We start from the raw sequence: 20,242 nt of genomic DNA, 5'->3' as shown, positions 1-20,242 counted from the left end.
TTAATGACTCACTCTTTTTCTAAGTGCTGAACGCAAACCGTCACCCACAATGTTGATAGATAGCACCATGAAGAATATTGCCATGCCGGGGACGGCAACGTTCCACGGTGCTAGATAAGCAACATCTAGCCCATCAGCTAGAATAACGCCAAGTTCAGGAAGCGGTGACTGTGCGCCTAAATTCAGAAAACCAAGTGCAGATATGTCGATAACGGCAATAGAAAGTGCAAGCGTGCCCTGTACAACCAGCATTTCGGTCATGTTGGGTAGTATAGAATGAACAAAAAGTTGCCATCTACTGGCACCGTCCAATTTAGACGCCACTATATATTCTTTTTTCATTTCGGCGCGCACAAAACTTCTTGTGTGGTGCACAAACTGTGGAATAAGTGCAAGGGTAATTGCCCACATGCTGTTAACCAGACCGGTACCCAATATTGCAACGATAATAATCGCAATAAGTAGCGTGGGAATGGCCATAAGTGCATCGAGTAAGTGGTTGACGATACTTGAGCGAACACCTCGCAGCATGCCAGCAAAGGTCCCAAGGCTAACGCCGACTAACATGGCCAGCACAACAGTAATGAATGCGGAGCCTAGTGTGATGCGACACCCATAAATTATGCGGGTAAATAGGTCTCTACCCAACGCATCAGTACCGAAAATGTGCGATATAGAGCCATTAGCTAACCAGCTAGGCGGTATTAACAGTCCGTCGATATTTTGTTCCACGGCATCATAGGGAGTGATGATTGGTGCGAACAGCGCGCAAACAACAAACAACGCCAGCATAATCAGACCAAGCATGGCGATGTGGCTCGCTTTAAATGATGCCCAAGTCCGTTGCCACGGCGACGGATGGAATTCTTCGTCGTATAAACTAAACTGTGGCACGTTCGTATTTCTCTCTGCTTGGGTCAATCATTCGGTTAAACAAATCAACGAGAATCGTGAGTGTAATTACTACCGTGGATACTGCCATCATACCAATTCTAAGGGCAGGGTAATCTCGCTGATAAATAGCTTGAATCAGCCAATTACCGATCCCCGGCCAAGAAAACAAGGTTTCGACAATCATCGCGTTCGTTATTAATGTCGTAATTTGTATCGCCATTAGCGGTAAAATGGGCAGTAACGCGTTGCGCAGAATATGACGAAAGAATATCTGCCAACTTGAAAGGCCTCTAGATATTGCTGCAGCGATATAGGGGCGGTGTTTCACGTCTATAACAGAACGTCTTGTTATACGTATCATCGAAGCGGTGGCGATAGCACCAATGGCAAACGTAGGTAATGCTAAGTGCGATAACGCATCCTTGAAGGCTAAGGTCTTGTTTTCTACGTCAGACAATAATATATCAATGAGAATAAAGCCTGACACGGGTTCGATGTTATAAAGCAAACTGATACGACCCGACAGCGGTGCAGCGTCTAGCTGCAAACTGAAAACCAATATAAGCAGGAGCGCAAACCAAAAAACAGGAAAAGAATAGGTTGTTATACTTGCACTATTTATTAGGTGATCCGACGTTGAATAGCTGCGAATCCCTGCATAATAACCAAGCGGTATTCCAATGAATAAGGCCATCAACATGGCATAGGTTGCCAGTTCTATTGTGGCTGGCATCGCAATACCTACCTCTTCTCTTAACGGCAGGCCTGACGTAAAGCTGTATCCCCAGTCACCAGTGAGCAAATTGCCTACATAATAGAAAAACTGGAAAATATAGGGCTGATCTAGTTTAAATTGCCGCTCCAATGCCGCGCGTTGAATTTCATTTTGCGGCACGAGTCCTGTTAGGTTTTCAAGTGTATCGCCTGGAAAAAGGTAGGCGAGTGAAAACGACATAATCGCTAACACCAAAAGCGTTAATATAAATAAAGTGCAGTATCTTACGAGGATCTGGATCACAGTGCTTTTTTTACTCCACCAAAGCGTACACCGCCAAAGGGATTAATGGTCATTCCTTCTAGTTCATTCCTGTATGCCTGATAGCGATAGGCATGTGCGATGGGAACAAGAGGAAGGCGTTCGTATAATAATCGGTTAACTTGCCGGTATATGGCTGTGCGTTCTTCAATATCATCTGTCTGAAGAGCGTCGTTGAGTAACTTATCATAGTCTTCACTGCACCACATGGCACGATTTGTACCAGAGGGTATAGCGCCACAGCTCAATAGCGGACGATAGAAGTTATCTGGGTCTCCGTTGTCGGCAGACCAACCAATTAATACCGAGTCGTGCAGGCCTTCCTGAAGATGGCGTCTGAAGGTAGTCCAATCGTAACTGACAATGGTTGCTTCTACGCCTACATCACGCAAATAACGCTGAATGAGCTCGGCCATCTTTGTTGCGTTAGGATTGTAAGAGCGTTCAACAGGCATAGCCCATATCGTCATAGAAAAGCCGGCCTTAACTCCGGCGTCAGCTAATAATTTGCGCGCTAGAACTGGATTGTAGGCGGTATCGTCTGCGTCATTTTGAAACGCCCAGCTTGCCGCAGGCAGCAGGGTCTTAGCTCTAGTAGCACTGTCAAAATACACCGCTTCTAGCAATGTGTTCTTATCGATTGCGGCCGCTAGCGCACGTCTTACATCTGGGTTATCAAAAGGAGGGCGTTGAGTGTTAAACGCCCAAAATCCAATGTTTAGTCCTGGTTTTTCCGCTAGCGTCAGATCTTCTTTTGCCCGAATCACTTCAAGTTCAGTCTGTGCAGGAAAAGCGGTAGCGTCACATTCACCTGTCATTAATTTAGCCAGTCTCAGTGAGCTTCTTGGCGTAATGTCAAATATAAGCTGCTCTACAACAGGGCGCGTTTCGTCACCGTTTTGTGCTGTACCATCTTGAACAGTATCTTCGCCACCTTGGCCATTTTCAACTTCTTGGTTGGCACTCTCTACAGTATTGTTATCGCTTAGGACTTCATCACTCGTAGGCGCATCTTCCATTTGGTCACGCCAATAGTTGTCGTGGCGCAGGAACTTAATGAAATGATCTTTGCGATAGCTATCGAATTTAAAGGGGCCAGTACCTACTGGAAGCTCATCGATTTTGCCTGGCGTGCCGGTCTGTGCCAGCTGGTTAGCATATTCTTCTGATAAGATAACGGCGAAATCGGTTGCTAGATTTGCCAAAAATGAGCTATCCCTGCGCTTAAGTGTAATTTCAACGCGGTAGCCGTTTACGCGCTCTACCGACGCGATATTTTGTGCAAGGCCTATGCTTTCGAAGTAGGGATAGCGCCCACCAGATACGTAATGGTATGGATGGGAGCGTAGGCGCCATCTGTCTATACTGAAGATAACATCGTCGGCGCTAAAGTTTCGTGTTGGCGTGAAGTAGCGCGTATTGTGAAACCATACATCCTTTCTCAGTTGAAAAGCGTAGGTAAGACCGTCATCACTCACTAACCAACTACTCGCCAAACTAGGCACGATGCGGCCAGACTCAGGGTCGAAATCAAGCAATCTGTCGTAGAGTTGGTGTGAAGATGCATCTGACGTTGTACTTGATGTATCTAGCTGCGGATTGAAGGTAACTGGATTGCTTTCAGAGCAGTATATAATACCCGTATTGTAAAACGCTTGTTTGTTCTGCTTAGCACAGGATGCAACAAGAAGCGCTGTACATATACATAATGACAAACGCTTTACCAAACCATGGGACATGCTTTACGCCTCGACGCTTTCCGCGGAAGAATCTAGTAAGTTATATTTTTTGAGATAGCCTCGCAGCTGATGATACGTCAGGCTCAATTTTTCAGCAGTCTTCTTCTGATTAAACTGACTGTCAGCAAGTGCCTGTTTTATCATATCTATCTCATGTTGTTGAGAACGTTCTTTCAAATCTATGGGATATTCAACAATTTCTGGCTTTTTCACTGGTGCCAGTGGCGTAATGTCTGCACTTTCAATGCGTTCATTGGTGGCAGCGGCCTCTGAAGGGGACTGAGTAACGGGTGAGTCGGACGTATTCACTCTGTCATTGGTCTTCACTCTACCTTTCGGGCGATAAGCTGACTCAAAGGGGTCAAGAACGATTTCATGTACGGGCAGATGAGGATTATTTGTTCGATACACTGCACGTTCGACCACGTTCTTTAGTTCACGTATATTTCCTGGCCAATCGTAGTCAAGAAGGGTCCGCTTTGCCTTCTCTGTAAAGCCGCTGAATAATTCCATTTCCATTTCACGGGCCATATTAATAGCAAAGTTTTCTGCCAACATCATGATATCTTCCCTACGCTCGCGTAGCGGAGGAATGGTAATTACGTCAAAGGCAAGTCGGTCGAGTAAGTCTGCACGAAATTCACCTGCATCGGCAAGCGCGGGCAAGTCTTCGTTTGTAGCTGCAATAAGGCGTACGTCAGTTTTTACTGACTTGCTTCCGCCAACGCGCTCAAATTCGCCATATTCGACAACGCGCAGTAGCTTCTCCTGAATAAGGCCAGAAGTATTAGCCAGTTCATCAAGAAATAAGGTGCCGTTGTGGGCCACTTCAAAGCGACCTTCGCGGCGTTTTGAGGCACCGGTGAACGCACCTGCTTCATAACCGAATAATTCACTCTCCAATAGGCTTTCACTTAAGGCAGCACAATTAAGCTTAATATAGTTCTGATCCCAGCGCTTAGATAAGAAGTGAAGTCGCGCGGCAATAAGCTCTTTACCTGTGCCTCGCTCACCTATTACCAGCACAGGTTTATCTAGCGGTGCAATTTGTGAAATTTGCTCTAAAACTTCTAGAAAACTATTCGCTTGGCCAAGTAAATTGTCTTGCTGTCGATACCTACTCATTAAATACCTCAAAAGTTAGTCATTTCGACCAATTAATAGTGTAGAACAAAACATATTGAGAAACGAGTATTATTTGAACTTATAAAAAGTGTATGAAAAATAGCAGGTTAGCACAGTTGTAAAGTTGGCAAGCATATTGAATACAACTAATACCAAGAGTAACCTATTTATCAAGTGTGGTGTTTTTTAAACACTTACCATTTTTAGCAAGAGGTAATTATTATGGGTATCTTCTCGCGTTTTACAGATATTGTGAATTCGAATATTAATGCGCTTTTAGATAAAGCGGAAGATCCTGAGAAAATGGTTAGATTAATCATTCAGGAAATGGAAGACACATTGGTTGAGGTGCGCTCAGCATCAGCAAAGACCTTAGCCAACAAAAAAGAAATTGTTAATCAAATTGCAAAGTATGAAAGCGATGCAAGCGACTGGGAAGCCAAAGCTGAGCTTGCTTTGAGCAAAGACAGAGAAGATTTGGCGCGTGCTGCGCTGCAGGAAAAGAAGAAGTCTGCAGAAGCTGCTGAAGCGTTAAGTAAAGAGCTGGCTATTGTTGATGAGCAAATCAGCAAACTTCAGGATGAAATTGGTCAGCTTCAAGAAAAGCTAGCGGATGCGAAGAGTCGCCAAAAAGCGATTATTATGCGCCAGAAAACTGCAAGCTCTCGTCTTGAAGTGAAAAAGACGCTGGATAGCACTAAAGTAGATAATGCGATGGGACGCTTTGAGCAATATGAGCGTAAAATCGATGACCTTGAGTCGCAGGTTGAAGCTTACGATCTAGGTAAGAAAACGTTACAGGATGAGTTTGCTGAACTAGAGGCCAGTGACAAAGTTGAAGACGAACTTGCTGCGCTTAAAGCGAAAGTAAAAGGTGCAAACACAAGCACCGAAAAATCAGAATAATAAGAATAGGGTGTACCCTCCTGATGTGAAATCGGAAGGAGGGTAATTACATCAGAGTTTGTAGGAGAGATTGAGATGGATGAAGGTACGATTGCAATGTTGGTGATGCCCCTTGTGGTGTTTTCAATATTCGTTGCTCCAATTTGGCTAATATTACACTATCGAAGCAAGAAGCAAGTGAATCAGGGATTGAGTGCAGAAGAGCACGCATCTTTGCAAGACTTAGCCGAGAAAGCCGAGAAAATGAGCGAACGCATTGAAACTCTAGAGGCCATTTTAGACAGCGAGGCACCTGAGTGGAGGAATAGAGCATGAGAAACGGTAAGCAGCTCTATCGCAACCCAGAAAATGCAAGAATTGCAGGCGTGTGCTCGGGTGTAGCTGAATATTTCGGCTTAGAAACTTGGTTAGTAAGGATTTTAGTTGTAACAGGTTTCTTCTTGTTAGCCGGACCTTTCATCTTTGTTGCATACATTGCAGCTTGGTTCATTCTCGATAAAAAACCTGTTGGGTTAAAAAATGCGCCAACGCAACCTGTTTTCTCAAAAGGTAAGGGATGGACAAATCCCAACGGTGGTCAGGTAAAAAGCCCAAAAGTGGAAGTGAAAACGAAAGTTTGGCAGGCGGGCGAGCCACCAAAACAAGCGTTTCACGATATTCGCAATCGTTTTGAAAAAGCAGAAGTTCGACTTCGTAAAATGGAAACTTATGTAACGTCTCGCGAATATCAACTCAATAAAGAAATTAGCCGCCTTTAATTGGCGATGGCGCACCAAGCAAACTTGAATGAAGCCGCTCGTAATGAGCGGTTTTTTGTTATATAAAACAATGCGTTTACTTGGTTTTGTAAAATTCCTGTTACAGCAAAATCGAGTCGCTCGTAAGGGCTTACACTTTTCGACGTCGCGAATTTCATTAGACTGATAGACAAGTTTTTCAACTCTTATTGGTTACAGAAGTTATGCCAAAATCAACGCAATACCAGTCGAGACAATCTGACGAGAATGGCATTATCCATTGGTCAGACGAAGAGAACCAAATTTGGTCTGAACTCTATGCGAGACAAATTCCGCTGGTGAAAGAAAGAGCGTGCCAAGAATACTTGGACGGGCTTGATTTGTTGAAGTTAAATGAAAAGGAAATCCCTCAGCTACCCGACATCAACAAAGTACTGATGGAGAAAACGGGTTGGCAAACAGCTGAAGTGCCTGCGTTAATTAATTTTGGCGAATTTTTCAGATTACTGGCGAATAAGCAATTTCCTGTTGCCACTTTTATACGCACCAGAGAAGAATTCGATTATTTGCAGGAGCCGGATATTTTCCATGAAGTTTTCGGTCATTGTCCGCTACTAACCAATCCCGCATTTGCTCATTTTACTCACACTTACGGAAAGTTGGGCCTTGCTGCCAGCAAAGAAGACCGAGTTTATCTTGCTCGTCTTTATTGGTTCACCGTAGAGTTTGGATTGGTGAGAGCCAAAGATGAATTGAAGATATACGGTGGAGGCATCTTATCTTCTCCTGGCGAGACAATATATGCGTTAGACAGCGACACACCTCTGCGTAACCCGCTCACTGCTATTGATGCATTAAGAACACCTTATCGCATCGATATTATGCAGCCTCTTTATTATATCTTACCGGAATTCGACCATCTGTTTGAATTAGCGGAAATGGATATTATGGCACTCGTAGAAGAAGCGAAGTCTTTAGGGCTATTTTCCCCACTTTTCCCACCTAAAGAGAAAAAAGCCAGCTAACACTATTGTTAATTAAATGTGTTTTATATAGGATGCCGCTCACTGAAGCGGCATCTTTTTTATTTGGTATGTGCGGCCTTTTAATCATGCTCTCTGCGCGTTCTTAAATGTGTGATTCATCGCAAATTTAACCATCTGTAACATTTATCTTGTTATCTTTTTGTAAAAGTATGGTATTCTGTACATATATGTTTACAAAATAGCTATAACACCCTATGCGTCTAGAAATAAGCTGTCAGGACCGTCTTGGTATCACTCAAGATGTTTTAGATATTCTCGTTACTAAAGAAATAGATTTACGCGGTATTGAAATTGACCCTGCGGGAAAAATTTTCCTTAATTTTCCCAATATCGAATTTGCAGATTTTCAACACCTCATGCCTCAAATTCGCCGCATCGATGGTATCGACGATGTGAAGACGACGCTTTTCATGCCAGGAGAGCGTGAAAAAAATCAGCTTTCCGCTATTTTAAGAACGTTGCCCGACCCTGTGTTTTCTATCGATGCGAAAGGAAATATCTTGCTATGCAATGAAGCGGTGTGCGCGGGGCTAGAAATTCCGAGTAGCGAAATAGAAGGCATTGAAATTGGCGAAGTTGTGAAAGGCTTTAACTTTACCAAATGGATGGACGGTAAATCGCCTGGCCCTCAGTCTTCGAAAGTGAAGTTTATTCAACAGGATTACCTAGCCGATATGCTGCCTATTACCGTACCTGACGGCGAGCAGAATATGATCATGGCAGGTGCTGTGGTGATATTAAAATCAGAGATGCGACTAGGGCAACAATTTACCGCGTTCCATCAGTCTCCCACTGATAGCTTTGACCGCTTTGTCACTCAATCTCCGTTTATGAAGCGAGTCGTTCATGAAGCCAAGCGAATAGCTGATTTGGATGCACCTATTTTAATTTTTGGTGAAACAGGCACAGGCAAGGAAATGATTGCCAGAGCCTGTCACCAGTCTAGCCGTCGCAGTGAAGGAGCATTTTTAGCTTTAAACTGCGCGTCTTTACCTGACAGCGTGGCAGAAACCGAATTATTCGGTTACGCAGCGGGGGCATTCAATCAGCCTAATGCAAAAGTGGGGCTATTAGAGCAAGCAAAAGGCGGTACGCTTCTTCTCGATGAAATCGCTGATATGTCTTCTCAGCTTCAAGCTAAACTGCTCCGCGTTCTAGAAGACGGCGAATTTAGAAGAGTAGGGGATTCAGAGCCAGTTAAGGTAGACGTGCGATTTATATGCACCACCTGTCGTGACTTAGGCCAGCTTGTAGAAGAAGGACGATTTAGAAAAGAACTGTACTACCGCTTAAACGTACTAAGTTTGGTTATGCCTTCTTTAAAAGACAGAAGGCAGGATATCGTTCCTCTAGCCGAGTCTTTCATCGTTCAACACAGTACCAAGTTAGGTCGCCGTCCTGCGAAACTTAGTAAATCCTGTGTTGATTTTCTGCAGCAGTACCCGTGGCCGGGCAATGTGAGACAGCTACAGAATGCGTTGTATCGCGCGTTATCACTCCTTGACGGTAAGGAGATTACCAAGGAAGACATCCAGCTTCCAAGTTGTGCGCCAAGCGTCACTTATATTGACGAAAACTTTGACGGCACATTAGACGAAGAAGTGAAGAAGTTTGAAAAGGACTTGCTCAAGCGGTTATATCCTTCCTACCCAAGTACCCGTCAATTGGCTAAAAAACTGGGGTTAAGTCATACGGCAATTGCAAATAAGTTACGTGAATACGGCATTAACAAGGCAACGGTAAAGCTTTAATTATATGGGAGCATTGACCTTTGCCATAGGGTGAGGGTTAATGTGACCAAGTATATTTGACGTCGTTTAGCAAAGTAAAAATGGCAAATGGTCTACGCCAATTTTTATATCGTTAATGCGTTTTTGTGCCTCAGAGCAATATCAATTCATCTGTTACGATAAATTTACATCGCCCACGGAGCAAGCGGGCAGCGCTATACCTGCTCAACAGAGGCTTACTAGCGTACATCCTTTCTTACAGCCAAATAAAACTTCGTCAACAGATCACTTCTCAACGCACACCAACTAGTGGCATAACTATAATCATGGAATTGTGTGTGATGCTGCCGCGTAAAAAGATATAGGTCTTTTATTCAGAACGTATTAATAAAAGACAAGAGCGCCAAGCTGATGAATAATTTTTCGAGGAAAGAACAATGAAACTAGCAACCTATAAGAATGAAACCCGAGATGGCTGCCTAATGGTAGTGTCGAAGGACCTTTCTCGAGCATGCAGTGCACAGGACATTGCGAAAACGATGCAAGACGCACTGGATAATTGGAAAGAGATTGCCCCTCAGCTACAGATGAAATACCAAGCGCTAAATGATAATGCGTGTGACAGCGTGCCGTTTGACGCATCTCGCTGTGAGTCGCCTCTGCCTAGAGCTTACCAATGGGCTGATGGAAGTGCTTACGTGAACCATGTGGAATTGGTGCGAAAGGCGCGTAATGCAGAAATGCCGGAAAGCTTTTGGACTGACCCATTGATGTATCAAGGTGGTTCCGATGACTTTATTGGACCCGAGGATGACATCATACTTCCAAGTGATGATTGGGGAATCGATTTTGAAGGTGAAGTCGCTGTTGTTACCGATGATGTTCCTATGGCGTGTACGCCTGAACAAGCTTCAGAGCGCATTCGACTTATTATGTTAGTTAACGACGTGTCACTTAGAGGGTTAATCCCAGGCGAATTGGCGAAGGGGTTTGGCTTCTTCCAATCAAAACCTGCGTCTAGCTTTTCTCCGGTTGCTGTAACACCAGATGAATTAGGTGATGCGTGGAAAGATAGCAAAGTGCACTTGCCTTTGCGTTCAACCTACAATGGTGAACTATTCGGTAAGCCTGAAGCGGGTCAGGACATGACGTTTGATTTTGGTCAGCTAGTCGCGCATGCCGCCAAGAGCAGAAACCTAGGTGCAGGTGCTATCATCGGCTCGGGTACAGTGTCTAATAAACAGGGTACAGATCATGGCTCTGCCATCGCTGAAGGCGGTGTGGGTTATTCATGTATTGCAGAAGTGCGCATGATTGAGACTATTCGAGACGGCAAACCTTCTACTCCTTTCATGCAGTTTGGCGATCGTATTCGCATAGAAATGCTAGATAAAGAAGGCCACTCTGTTTTTGGCGCCATTGAACAGCAAGTTAAACCGCTTAGCTAAAACTTTAAAATGAAAAGTAGTGTGGGCTAATAACGCGGTTTACTCAGTAGGCACGTTGTTGTTTTCCCCACTATAATTATAAGAGGGTGAAGAGCGTTTAGATTCATCAAAGCCCTGCACTCCTACCAAAAACGTTTAATAGGTGTGGTAGTACCATGAGTATAAAACTTTACGGCTATTGGCGTTCGACCGCCTCTTACCGCGTGCGGATTGCGCTGAATTTGAAAGGGGTTGAGTACGAGTATGTACCTGTACATCTTGTAAACAACGGTGGCGAGCAGCATAGTAGCGAATATACGCGTCTCAATCCCGCGCACCTTGTCCCTACTTTGGTTGACGAAGACGAAGATATTATTTTGAATCAATCGTTATCAATCATCGAATATCTTGATGAACGGTATGAAGGCGAACACCAGCTGGTTCCTGAACATCGAACAGAGAGAGCCAGAGTCAGAGCGCTAGCACAAGATATCGCGTGTGATATTCAGCCTTTGGGTAATCTACGTGTACTGAATGCGCTAAAAGGGAATTTTGAGGCGTCACAAGATGATGTGGCGAAGTGGGCATCCCACTGGATAACGCTGGGGTTCGACGGCATTGAAAAGCGTCTTCAGACCCAAGCTGGAAAGTTCTGCTTTGATTTCGATGTTACGCTGGCTGATATTTGCTTAGTACCCCAAGTGTATAATGCGCAACGTTTTAACGTCGATATGAGTCGCTACCCTTTAATTAGTAAGATAGCGAAGAACTGTAACGAGTTAGATGCTTTCGAGCGGGCTAAGCCCGAAAATCAAATAGACGCCACTTAGACTGACGGGGGAGAGTAGAAATGTACTCTGACCCCATTTTTTGAGTTATTGGCGTTTAATCGGTAGCTCGGTGGTGTTTTTCACCTGCTTTAAGGCGAAGGTTGAGCTTAAATGATCGACGAGAGGCAGGTGAGTTAATTTCGTTTTAAGTAAGAATTCGTACTCTTCAATACTTTCCACTATCACTTTTAGTAAGTAGTCTTTTTCACCGCTGGTGGTATGACACTCCACGATTTCATCGATGTTTTGTACGGCATTTTCAAAATCGGTTAGCGAGTCACCGTCATGGTTTTTCAACGTGACATAGATAAAGACCGACACACCTAAATTCAGTTTTTTGCTGTTTAGCAATGTGACTTTACCAAGAATGATGCCGTCGGCTTCCATTCGCTTGACACGTCTCCAGCACGGAGTGTGCGACAATCCTACACGCTGGCTTAAATCTGCCATCGACACCGTGGCGTCTTGCTGAAGTACGCGCAAAATCTCACGGTCAAATTTATCCAATTTCATTAACACTGTTTCCGTCGTTTTTATGATGTTTATTATATATCAAAAAAAATTCTAGGATAGCTGTCCTAGAAAAATTGTAATCAATTCTATTGCGTTTCAGTTTGTAAATTTCATTAACAAACTTTGCAAGACCTGTCCTCAAAACAATCGGATACACTTGGCAAAATGTTGCTGATCTTTGCGAGGCCGATAAGTGTACCGCAAATCATCTTCAGACTCTCACATCATCCCAAATGAGCGGCGTTTCGATTTCGTGACAGCTAGACCTTGGGTAGGCTTTAATTCATCACAGTATTAATAGGGAAAATATGTCAGTTTTTGATCACCCGGAGTTCAATAATCACGAACACGTTGCGTTTTATCATGACGAGAAGGCGGGCTTGAGCGCCATTATTGCTGTACACAATACCAATCTGGGGCCAGCACTTGGCGGTTGTCGCATGTGGCCCTACGTAAATAGTGGTGAGGCATTGACCGATGTGTTGAGACTGTCAAAGGGGATGACGTATAAAGCAGCCATGGCTAACTTGGAGCTTGGCGGCGGTAAATCTGTGATCATCGGCGACCCTCGTAAGGCTAAATCGCCAGAAATGATGAAGGCAATGGGCAAGTTTGTTGAATCATTGGGCGGCAAGTATTTCACTGCTGAAGACTCTGGTATTTCAGTAACGGACTTGCAAACCATGGCAACCGAGTCGGATTACATCGCTGGTGTTAATGCTAAATACCACTATTCGGGCGAAGTACCTGACGGAAACCCGGCTCCGTCTACAGCATACGGTGTGTTTGTGGGATTGAAGGCGACGGTAGAGTACGGCTTGAAGCGCAGCCTTGATGGCGTCAGTGTTGCTATACAAGGTATGGGACACGTTGGCTACCGTCTTGCAAAGCATTTGCATGAGCACGGTGCCAAGCTTTATGTTGCGGATATCTATCCTGAAGGTGTTGAAAAAGCAGTATCTGAATTTGGTGCGACAGCTGTAGCGCCGGAAGAAATACTGAGCTTAGATGTGGATGTGTTAGCGCCATGTGCGTTGGGTGCAGCCATTAACGATCTGTCATTGCCTGAAATCAAAGCCAAAGTAATTGCAGGCGCTGCAAATAACCAGCTTGCACGTGAAGATATTGGTGAATTGCTTCAACAGCGCGGTATTCTGTATGCGCCAGATTACGTGATCAACGCGGGTGGCGTTATCGACATCTTCCATCAGCGTATGGAATCGAGTTCTAATGAAGCGCTTCGCGCACATATTGAGCAAATCGGCGAAACGTTAAAAGAAATTTATACCCGTGCAGAGCAAGAAGGGGCGGCGACAAACCGCGTTGCCAACCTTATTGCCGAAGAGAGATTTTCTTTAAAGGGTTGAAAACTCTCAACCAAATAGTCATAATGCGCCCCGCACTCAAGCAGGGGCGAATGACTTTGCTTTGAATGCGATTTTCTATGGTGGGCTTTTGGTCCTCCCGCAATGATACTCTGTGAACCCGGTCAGGCCTGGAAGGGAGCAGCCGCAGCAGACGACTCATGTGCCGGGATGTGGCTGGAGGCCCGCCACCCAAATTCCTTATTCGTCTTCTTTTTTAGTCTTTTCTATTTCATCTAAGTACTTGAGCGCTTTGCTGATAGCATGCTCAACATTCATTTCCATTTGATTTCGTTCGCTCTGAGGCAGGTAAAACGCCATGTCTACTTCGTAGCGGATATAACGTGGTGGAACCTGATTTAAGGCAAGACAGCACAAGTCTGCTAAGTAATCAGGACTTTTCGTGGTATCGAGCCCCAGCTTACTGATTCTTTCTAAAACCAGGTGTTCATAATAGTTATGGATGTCGTCATCTAGTTTCATGTTCATTCCCCTTATAATTGTTGTTAGCGCCCTGCGTAAAAGTGCTGTGGTATGCAAATATGTTGTGCGGAAAATACAGCGCTTGTCCAATAAATTGGACACATTTTTATACAAGCTAAATGGCACAACACGAACCTTGGCTATATATCCTTATAATGTATAGCTTGTATTCTGTGGATGTCGAGTCGACGGTGATAGAATTACGAAGTTAAACAAAGCAATAAGGCAAGAACGACATGAAAAAAAATATAGAGCCCTGCTACTACGGCGATTACCTACAGCTTGATAAGATTTTGGGGGCGCAGGACTTACAGAGTGAGAAGTACGGTGACGCGGCGCACGAAGAAATGCTGTTCATTATTGTTCACCAAGTTTATGAGCTTTGGTTCAAGCAGGTTCTTCATGAATTAAATGCAGTAATTGATACGTTTAATCAAGAAACAGTTAAAGATCAGCAGCTAACGCTAGTGGTGCATCGCTTACAGCGAGTCATACAAATTCAAAAGTTAATGAACGATCAAATTGCTATCATGGAAACCATGACGCCACAGCAGTTTTTGTCGTTTAGGGACTACCTGGTGCCCGCGTCGGGCTTCCAAAGTATACAGTTCAAGCGTTTAGAAATATCACTGGGCCTAAAGCGTGATTTCAGAATCGACTTTGATAAGCAAAGCTTTTACAACCGTCTGACAGATAAAGATAGAGCGTTATTGGAAACCCTTGAAAGCAAACCTAGTTTGTTTGAGTTGGTCGACAAATGGCTTTCAAGAATGCCGCTTCTAAAAACGGAAGGTTTCGATTTTTGGCAATATTATAAAGATGCGGCAGACGAAATGTTGAAAGACGACCACCATACAATTTCAACTAGTGACATGCTATCTGATACAGAGCGGCGACAAGAGCTAAAAGACTTACAAGCAACAATGGAGAACTTTGATGCGTTGTTTGATGATACGCAGTTTGAAAAGTTAAGAGGCGAGGGCAAATTCCGCTTGAGTCATAAAGCATTGCTTTCTGCATTGTTTATAAAGCAGTACTCTGAAGAGCCTATCTTTAATCTGCCGTTCCAGCTTATTACCGCACTCACAGAGATAGACGAGCAACTCACTATATGGCGCTATCGTCACGCAATGATGGTTCAGCGCATGCTGGGCACTAAAATTGGCACTGGTGGCTCGTCAGGACATCATTACCTCAAGAAAACCACTGAGTCTAATCGTATCTATTTAGACTTTTTTAACATGGCAACCTTCTTACTTCCCAAGAGTGCATTGCCAGAATTGCCTGAAACTGTAAGAAGACGACTGGGGTTTTATCTCCAATAGTTTGAAAAGTAAGCTTTTATGCGTTTTTTCTTACTGTTATTCGTCGCATTTTTCTCTGCATGAAATTTAAACGTAAACAACAAAATCAGTAAGTTAGCTGCACTTTTATGGTGCAGCTAACCGCATCCTATCGAAGAGCCCTTGATTTTCATCCTGTCAATATGTCAATTATACAAAAGGATAATTTTAAAAAATCCTAATAAAAACGTTAGTTTAATTCTGTTTTAAGGTGTTTTTAAAAAACCTAAACAGAGAAAAACTTTAATAAGAAATGAAAACCAGGGAAAAACAATGACGTTTAATAAAACGCTTACGTCGGTGGCTGTTGCCGCGTCGATGGGCTTCTCTGCGCCTGTATTCGCGCAAGAGTCCAAAGGTACAATTACTGGCACATCAGTATCAGCTAGTACAGAGCAAGCTCTTGCAGGAGTAGAAGTTACTATTGTAAATCTGGAAACAGGGTTAACCAGAACTATTGTTACAGACAGTGACGGTAGATATACCTTTCCTCTTCTTCCACCTGGCAATTATAGCTTAACCGCTAAAAAAGATGGCTTCTCTGTTGCGCAAGAAAAACAATTCAGTGTAAGGCCTTCAGGTAAAACAAATTTGGATGTCGCTCTCGAAGCGGGTGATATCGAAAGAATCTCTGTGCGTGGAACTTCAATTTCCAATATCGATGTGACTTCGAGTGAGTCACAGCTATATGTTGACCAAGAGTTTATATCTAAAGTTCCAGTACCTCGCGATATTTCTTCAGTAGCGCTACTTGCTCCGGGTACCGTTTCTGGTGATTCCGACTTCGGTAACTATGCTTCGTTTGGCGGTTCTTCAGTTGGCGAAAACGTTTACTATGTGAACGGTATTAACGTTACAAACTTCCGTAACGGATTGGGGGGCTCAGAGCTTCCATTTGAAATGTACGAATCTTTCGAAGTAAAAACAGGTGGTTACTCAGCCGAGTTCGGGCGTTCAACAGGTGGTGTTATTAACGCACGGACCAAGAGCGGTAGCAATGAATTCAAATGGGGAGCCAGCGCATATTACGAGCCAGCAGCCCTTAGAGCTCACCAGCCCGACGTATTCTACAGAACTCAAGAAGATGCAGAAGAGGCTGGAACAGCCTATTACGTTGTTAACAAAGAAGACGAAACAGGTGAGACAAACGTCAACCTGTGGGCTTCTGGCGCGCTTATTGAAGACAAACTCTTTTTCTTCGGCTTAGTAAATCAAAAAGTACGTCAGCGTGATTACGCAGAGACTACAACGATCTACGACCGCGAAGGTAACGACACGTTACTCAGTGCAAAGCTTGATTGGTACATTACGCCCGAGCACATACTAGAATTTACCGCATGGGATAATACTGAAGAGCTAGAATCTGAAAAGTTCCTATATAGCCCAGATAGCGACAATGTGGGATCGTCGTTAGGTGAATATACGCTGGAGCGTGGCGGCACGACTTGGGGAGCTCAATATACAGGCATCATTACCGATGATCTTACCGTGAGTGCCCAATACTCGGTTAACAAAACGAGCTACAGCAATCTGAATAATGGCGCCAATCCGCTAGGTGATGCTCCGGTTATTTACGACAGATTTACCAACATAGAGTATGGTGCCTACGGCTTAACGACGCCTTCAGTTCAAGAAGATAAACGTACGGCTATTCGTTTTGACGTAGAGTGGTACGTTAATGCAGACCATGTCCTCAAAATTGGTATCGATAATGAGGACCTTGAGGCTTATGAAAATACTTCTCGCGCAGGTGGCGTTGCATACCGATATGAAAACTGTGGCGATAATCTAGATGAGCCGAGTAATGCAGACTGCCAAGTTCGCCAAGAGTTTTATGTAAACCAGGGCGACTTTGAGACCAAGAGCTTCGCTTATTATGTTGAAGATACTTGGACAGTGACAGACAACATTACTGCAAGAATTGGTCTTCGTAATGAAACCTTCGAAAACTTTAACAAAGCCGGTGAAAAATTTGTTGATGTAAGCGATCAGTGGGCACCACGTTTGGGCTTGAGCTGGGATGTAAAAGGTGACGGTGAGAGTAAAGTATTTGCAAACTACGGCCGCTACTATCTTCCAGTTGCGACGAATACAAATATTCGTCTTGCGGGTGATGAACTCTATACACGCCAGTATTTTGATGTTGAGTCAATAAATGATGATTTCACGCCTGTATTAGGCGAGGCTACTGGCAGTTTGACGGTATACAGTGACGGTACGCTTAAAGGAACGACAGAAACAGTCAATGCCGACCTCGACCCTATGTATCAAGATGAATATATTCTGGGTTATGAGCAAGTCATTAACGAATCTTGGAGCTTCGGTATTAAAGGGACTTACCGCGACCTGAAAAGCTCTCTGGAAGATATTGCTATCGATGCAGGCTTCGACGACTACATTCAACAAGAGTTTGGTTCATCGTGTACACTATGTTCTGGCTTCCATTATTATGTTTTAACAAACCCAGGCAACGATGTAACAATTACCACAGATCCAGATGGAGATGGTGATGTACCATACGGAACATACACTATTCCTGCTGATATGTTGGGTTACCCTGAAGCTGAACGTCAGTATGCCGCGGTTGATTTGACTGTTGACCGAGCGTGGGATGATATTTGGATGATGAGCTTCACCTATACGTGGAGCCATAGTTGGGGTAACACTGAAGGTGCTGTTCGTTCTGATAATGACCAAACAGATTCTGGTTTAACAACAAACTTTGACCAACCAGGCCTTCTTGATGGCGCATATGGTAATTTACCGAATGACCGCCGTCATGCTGTTAAACTAACAGGTGCTTACCAGCTCTTTGAGAACTTTACACTGGGAGCAAACTTCCGTTGGACATCAGGTAGACCACTTAACTCTTTTGGTTATCACCCAACAGATCTTTTCGCAAGCTACTATGATGCGGAGTCATTTGTAAAAGATGGTGAGTTAGTTTCTCGTGGCTCTGAAGGTCGTACGCCTAGTACTTGGACTTTGGATTTGAGTGCGAAATACCTTATTGAGCTAGAGCAAGCGGACGTAGCACTTCGTGCTGACATCTTTAACCTATTCAACAATGATGATGCTACTCAGCTTAACGAAATAAACGAGCGTTATGCTGGACAAAGTGATGAAGGTATATTCCTTGGAGAATACAACCCAAGTTACGGGTTGCCTACATCTTTCCAAACGCCACGTTACGTGCGCTTCAGTGTAGAAGTAAATTTCTAAACAAGGTCGAAAGCCCAGCATAGTGCTGGGCTTCTTTTTTACTATGAATCATCTATTGCAAAAGTTAGTTTCAGCCTCAAAATCAGTCAATAAGTCACAGGTTGAGGCGATAGTTAGCGACTTAATCAACTTACAAGCACCTTTACAAGAAAGATGGGTTGGAGTAGGGCAAATAGCAAAATCGTTTGGCAGTTATAGACTAGCTAAGCGCTGTATCGAAAAAGCGCTTGAACAAAGCCAAAGTGATCAAATGGTAGCGCAAGCCTTGGGAATGCTCTCTGATTTAGGAAAAACCGAGTTGGCCTACGAATACCTGCAGTCTATCGGCAACAGAGTGTCGTTGTCTGTAGTGCTATTACACTTAAAAGGAGTACTCGCTTATCAACTGGGTTACTTCACTCAAGCAAAGCAGTCGCTTAGAGAAGTCTTAATAAAAGTCCCAACGTCAGGGGAAACACTCCACTTATTATCAACGATGTCTGATACAGAGGAAGCAAAAGAGCTACAGAAGGAACTAGATACCTTATTATCTAGCATGGACAAGGCCCCTTTATCAGTGTCCAAAGCATGCTTTTACAACGCCTTAGGGAATACCTACCTTAAAACCTCCGAAGTGGATACCGCTTACCAATACTTTGAAAAGTGCGCAGAAACCATGCGAGCGATCTCACCAAAGGATAAGTCATTTGATTACTCATTAATTGAGGGTTGGAGAAACGAGAACGTTGAGTGCGCAGAGGTTAAACCTTCTAACTTCACAGACGAAAGTGTTTCAACGAAAAGCTCTCCAATTTTTATTTTGGGAATTCCTCGAACTGGAACAACGCTTGTAGAACAAGTCATCATTCAAAATACAGAAGCGCAGAGTGTGGGGGAAATAGATGCCTTTCCGATGGCAGTAGATAACGTATTAAAAACTAAAAATGCTCTAGAGCGCCTAAAAACACTCGCTCTTTTAGATGAAGAAAAATGCAGTATGATAGCTGACGAGTATTTTAAGATTTGTAGCGAATATGGGGTATCAAATGCCCTGATCGTTGACAAAAGCTTAAGTAACTTGCGATATGCTTATGCAATCAAGCACGTTTTTAATAAAGCAATCTTTGTTGTCACCAAAAGAAATGAAATTGATAACGCATGGTCAATATTCAAGACGCAATTTAGTAATAGTTTACATTGGTCTTGGGATATTAGAAAAATAAAAAGTTTTATTGATAATGAGTCTAGATTGGCGAAAATTTTGGCTAATTCTAAAGAGGTAGCACCAATAGTAATACAGCTAGAAACCTTGCAAGACCAGCCACAGGAAACAATAAAACAAGTAATTAATAGGGTTTACGAAAAGCAAGGCGCTACTCGTGAGACTGAGTTGCTATCTTTACCTCCATATGAAGCAGGAAAAGTAGATACAACAGCAGTAAGAACTGCAAGTATGTATCAGGCTCGACAGCCGATAAGCAGCGAGCACGCACACTCTAAAAATATCCCCCCCAAGTTCGAAAAAACATATTCAGAAATTCATTAGTAGAGTATTTGAACTGTAAGCGGCCGTCATCGATTTTGCTGTTCGCCGCATAGATGAGTTCATTAAACTTTAGTCTTGGTTTGAAGTGTATGAAAAGTGAGCTAAAAAAGCTTAGCGCTGTAAAGTATATGTAAAATGTAAGTTAATATTTACAGATTAGAGTTAAAAGACAAAAAAAAATTGAACTTTTGTGAAACACCCGTCTGATCCCAGTTGACCCTTCGCACAGGATGTGGTTATTATCAAAGTGAGGCTTTGACCTTACTAATAATAATTCGTTATATAAACGATTTAAGAAACACACACTAAGAGTTTTAGTGGT

The 20,242-nt window shown here is 43.5% G+C and carries 17 protein-coding genes and 1 other RNA gene; 12 read left to right on the top strand and 6 right to left on the bottom strand.

Going from position 1 to position 20,242, the window contains the following annotated elements; all coding sequences use genetic code 11:
• From MHM99_RS06255 to pspF, 4 genes are read right to left on the bottom strand one after another with little or no spacing between them, the layout of a single operon-like run.
• Complete coding sequence (locus tag MHM99_RS06255; RefSeq protein ID WP_014948678.1) at positions 1–894, bottom strand: ABC transporter permease subunit; 894 nt, start codon at positions 892–894, stop codon at positions 1–3.
• A complete protein-coding gene (locus MHM99_RS06250) occupies positions 881–1,849 on the bottom strand; it encodes an ABC transporter permease (RefSeq protein ID WP_080752378.1) in 969 nt (322 codons plus the stop codon). The genes MHM99_RS06255 and MHM99_RS06250 overlap by 14 nt, the downstream gene beginning before the upstream one ends.
• Positions 1,850–1,908: 59 nt before the next feature.
• The gene (locus MHM99_RS06245; RefSeq protein ID WP_168532388.1) at positions 1,909–3,669 is read right to left on the bottom strand and encodes an ABC transporter substrate-binding protein; all 1,761 of its coding nucleotides are present in this window, start codon (positions 3,667–3,669) and stop codon (positions 1,909–1,911) included.
• Positions 3,670–3,672: 3 nt separating this feature from the next.
• The gene (pspF, locus tag MHM99_RS06240) at positions 3,673–4,794 is read right to left on the bottom strand and encodes a phage shock protein operon transcriptional activator (protein WP_039226406.1); all 1,122 of its coding nucleotides are present in this window, start codon (positions 4,792–4,794) and stop codon (positions 3,673–3,675) included.
• Between the two features lie 222 nt (positions 4,795–5,016).
• On the opposite strand from pspF, the gene pspA reads away from it, so the two are divergent.
• The 7 genes from pspA to maiA all read left to right on the top strand — a co-directional run bounded on the left by pspA (position 5,017) and on the right by maiA (position 11,470).
• Positions 5,017–5,700 (top strand): phage shock protein PspA, encoded by a 684-nt coding sequence (gene pspA / locus MHM99_RS06235; RefSeq protein WP_014948682.1) that lies wholly within the window; start codon positions 5,017–5,019, stop codon positions 5,698–5,700.
• A gap of 75 nt (positions 5,701–5,775) precedes the next feature.
• Positions 5,776–6,015 (top strand): envelope stress response membrane protein PspB, encoded by a 240-nt coding sequence (pspB, locus tag MHM99_RS06230; RefSeq protein WP_014948683.1) that lies wholly within the window; start codon positions 5,776–5,778, stop codon positions 6,013–6,015.
• Positions 6,012–6,458: an envelope stress response membrane protein PspC gene (gene pspC / locus MHM99_RS06225; protein ID WP_014948684.1), complete on the top strand. Its 447-nt coding sequence runs from the start codon at positions 6,012–6,014 to the stop codon at positions 6,456–6,458. Before pspB ends, pspC begins: the two co-directional genes overlap by 4 nt.
• A 203-nt stretch (positions 6,459–6,661) precedes the next feature.
• Entirely contained in the window at positions 6,662–7,462 is an 801-nt protein-coding gene (gene phhA, locus MHM99_RS06220) for a phenylalanine 4-monooxygenase (protein WP_014948685.1), read from the top strand.
• Positions 7,463–7,677: 215 nt separating this feature from the next.
• A complete protein-coding gene (tyrR, locus tag MHM99_RS06215) occupies positions 7,678–9,234 on the top strand; it encodes a transcriptional regulator TyrR (protein ID WP_014948686.1) in 1,557 nt (518 codons plus the stop codon).
• A gap of 416 nt (positions 9,235–9,650) precedes the next feature.
• A complete protein-coding gene (locus tag MHM99_RS06210; RefSeq protein WP_014948687.1) occupies positions 9,651–10,661 on the top strand; it encodes a fumarylacetoacetate hydrolase family protein in 1,011 nt (336 codons plus the stop codon).
• A gap of 155 nt (positions 10,662–10,816) precedes the next feature.
• Positions 10,817–11,470, top strand: a complete 654-nt coding sequence (maiA, locus tag MHM99_RS06205) for a maleylacetoacetate isomerase (protein ID WP_014975930.1) — start codon at positions 10,817–10,819, stop codon at positions 11,468–11,470.
• Positions 11,471–11,515: 45 nt separating this feature from the next.
• Here maiA and MHM99_RS06200 read toward each other — a convergent pair whose 3' ends face one another.
• Complete coding sequence (locus MHM99_RS06200; RefSeq protein ID WP_014948689.1) at positions 11,516–11,983, bottom strand: Lrp/AsnC family transcriptional regulator; 468 nt, start codon at positions 11,981–11,983, stop codon at positions 11,516–11,518.
• 308 nt (positions 11,984–12,291) lie between these two features.
• Between MHM99_RS06200 and MHM99_RS06195 the strand changes: the two genes are divergently transcribed.
• Entirely contained in the window at positions 12,292–13,350 is a 1,059-nt protein-coding gene (locus tag MHM99_RS06195) for a Glu/Leu/Phe/Val dehydrogenase dimerization domain-containing protein (protein ID WP_049587678.1), read from the top strand.
• A gap of 86 nt (positions 13,351–13,436) precedes the next feature.
• Positions 13,437–13,533, top strand: an RNA gene (ffs, locus tag MHM99_RS06190) — signal recognition particle sRNA small type.
• 15 nt (positions 13,534–13,548) lie between these two features.
• On the opposite strand, the gene MHM99_RS06185 is transcribed toward ffs, so the two are convergent.
• Positions 13,549–13,830, bottom strand: coding sequence for a late competence development ComFB family protein (locus MHM99_RS06185; RefSeq protein ID WP_014948691.1), 282 nt, complete (start codon positions 13,828–13,830; stop codon positions 13,549–13,551).
• A 236-nt stretch (positions 13,831–14,066) separates the two neighbouring features.
• Between MHM99_RS06185 and MHM99_RS06180 the strand changes: the two genes are divergently transcribed.
• From MHM99_RS06180 to MHM99_RS06170, 3 genes are all read left to right on the top strand, one after another.
• Entirely contained in the window at positions 14,067–15,155 is a 1,089-nt protein-coding gene (locus MHM99_RS06180; protein WP_069943926.1) for a tryptophan 2,3-dioxygenase family protein, read from the top strand.
• 291 nt (positions 15,156–15,446) lie between these two features.
• Positions 15,447–18,395, top strand: a complete 2,949-nt coding sequence (locus tag MHM99_RS06175; protein ID WP_239218564.1) for a TonB-dependent receptor — start codon at positions 15,447–15,449, stop codon at positions 18,393–18,395.
• A gap of 55 nt (positions 18,396–18,450) precedes the next feature.
• A complete protein-coding gene (locus MHM99_RS06170) occupies positions 18,451–19,920 on the top strand; it encodes a sulfotransferase (RefSeq protein ID WP_239218562.1) in 1,470 nt (489 codons plus the stop codon).
• Positions 19,921–20,242 lie beyond the last annotated feature (322 nt).

The organism is Alteromonas sp. MmMcT2-2, assembly GCF_022348305.1.
GTDB classification, from domain to species: Bacteria; Pseudomonadota; Gammaproteobacteria; order Enterobacterales; family Alteromonadaceae; genus Alteromonas; species Alteromonas macleodii.
This window is presented reverse-complemented; position numbering and strand designations above follow the sequence as displayed.

Coding starts and splice junctions, on each gene's coding strand:
- MHM99_RS06175 (WP_239218564.1), top strand. CDS start 15,447: ATGACGTTTAATAAAACGCTTACGTCGGTGGCTGTTGCCGCGTCGATG.
- pspB (WP_014948683.1), top strand. CDS start 5,776: ATGGATGAAGGTACGATTGCAATGTTGGTGATGCCCCTTGTGGTGTTT.
- phhA (WP_014948685.1), top strand. CDS start 6,662: ATGCCAAAATCAACGCAATACCAGTCGAGACAATCTGACGAGAATGGC.
- MHM99_RS06245 (WP_168532388.1), bottom strand. CDS start 3,669: ATGTCCCATGGTTTGGTAAAGCGTTTGTCATTATGTATATGTACAGCG.
- MHM99_RS06185 (WP_014948691.1), bottom strand. CDS start 13,830: ATGAAACTAGATGACGACATCCATAACTATTATGAACACCTGGTTTTA.
- pspA (WP_014948682.1), top strand. CDS start 5,017: ATGGGTATCTTCTCGCGTTTTACAGATATTGTGAATTCGAATATTAAT.
- MHM99_RS06195 (WP_049587678.1), top strand. CDS start 12,292: ATGTCAGTTTTTGATCACCCGGAGTTCAATAATCACGAACACGTTGCG.
- MHM99_RS06250 (WP_080752378.1), bottom strand. CDS start 1,849: ATGTCGTTTTCACTCGCCTACCTTTTTCCAGGCGATACACTTGAAAAC.
- MHM99_RS06200 (WP_014948689.1), bottom strand. CDS start 11,983: ATGAAATTGGATAAATTTGACCGTGAGATTTTGCGCGTACTTCAGCAA.
- tyrR (WP_014948686.1), top strand. CDS start 7,678: ATGCGTCTAGAAATAAGCTGTCAGGACCGTCTTGGTATCACTCAAGAT.
- MHM99_RS06180 (WP_069943926.1), top strand. CDS start 14,067: ATGAAAAAAAATATAGAGCCCTGCTACTACGGCGATTACCTACAGCTT.
- maiA (WP_014975930.1), top strand. CDS start 10,817: ATGAGTATAAAACTTTACGGCTATTGGCGTTCGACCGCCTCTTACCGC.
- MHM99_RS06210 (WP_014948687.1), top strand. CDS start 9,651: ATGAAACTAGCAACCTATAAGAATGAAACCCGAGATGGCTGCCTAATG.
- pspF (WP_039226406.1), bottom strand. CDS start 4,794: ATGAGTAGGTATCGACAGCAAGACAATTTACTTGGCCAAGCGAATAGT.
- pspC (WP_014948684.1), top strand. CDS start 6,012: ATGAGAAACGGTAAGCAGCTCTATCGCAACCCAGAAAATGCAAGAATT.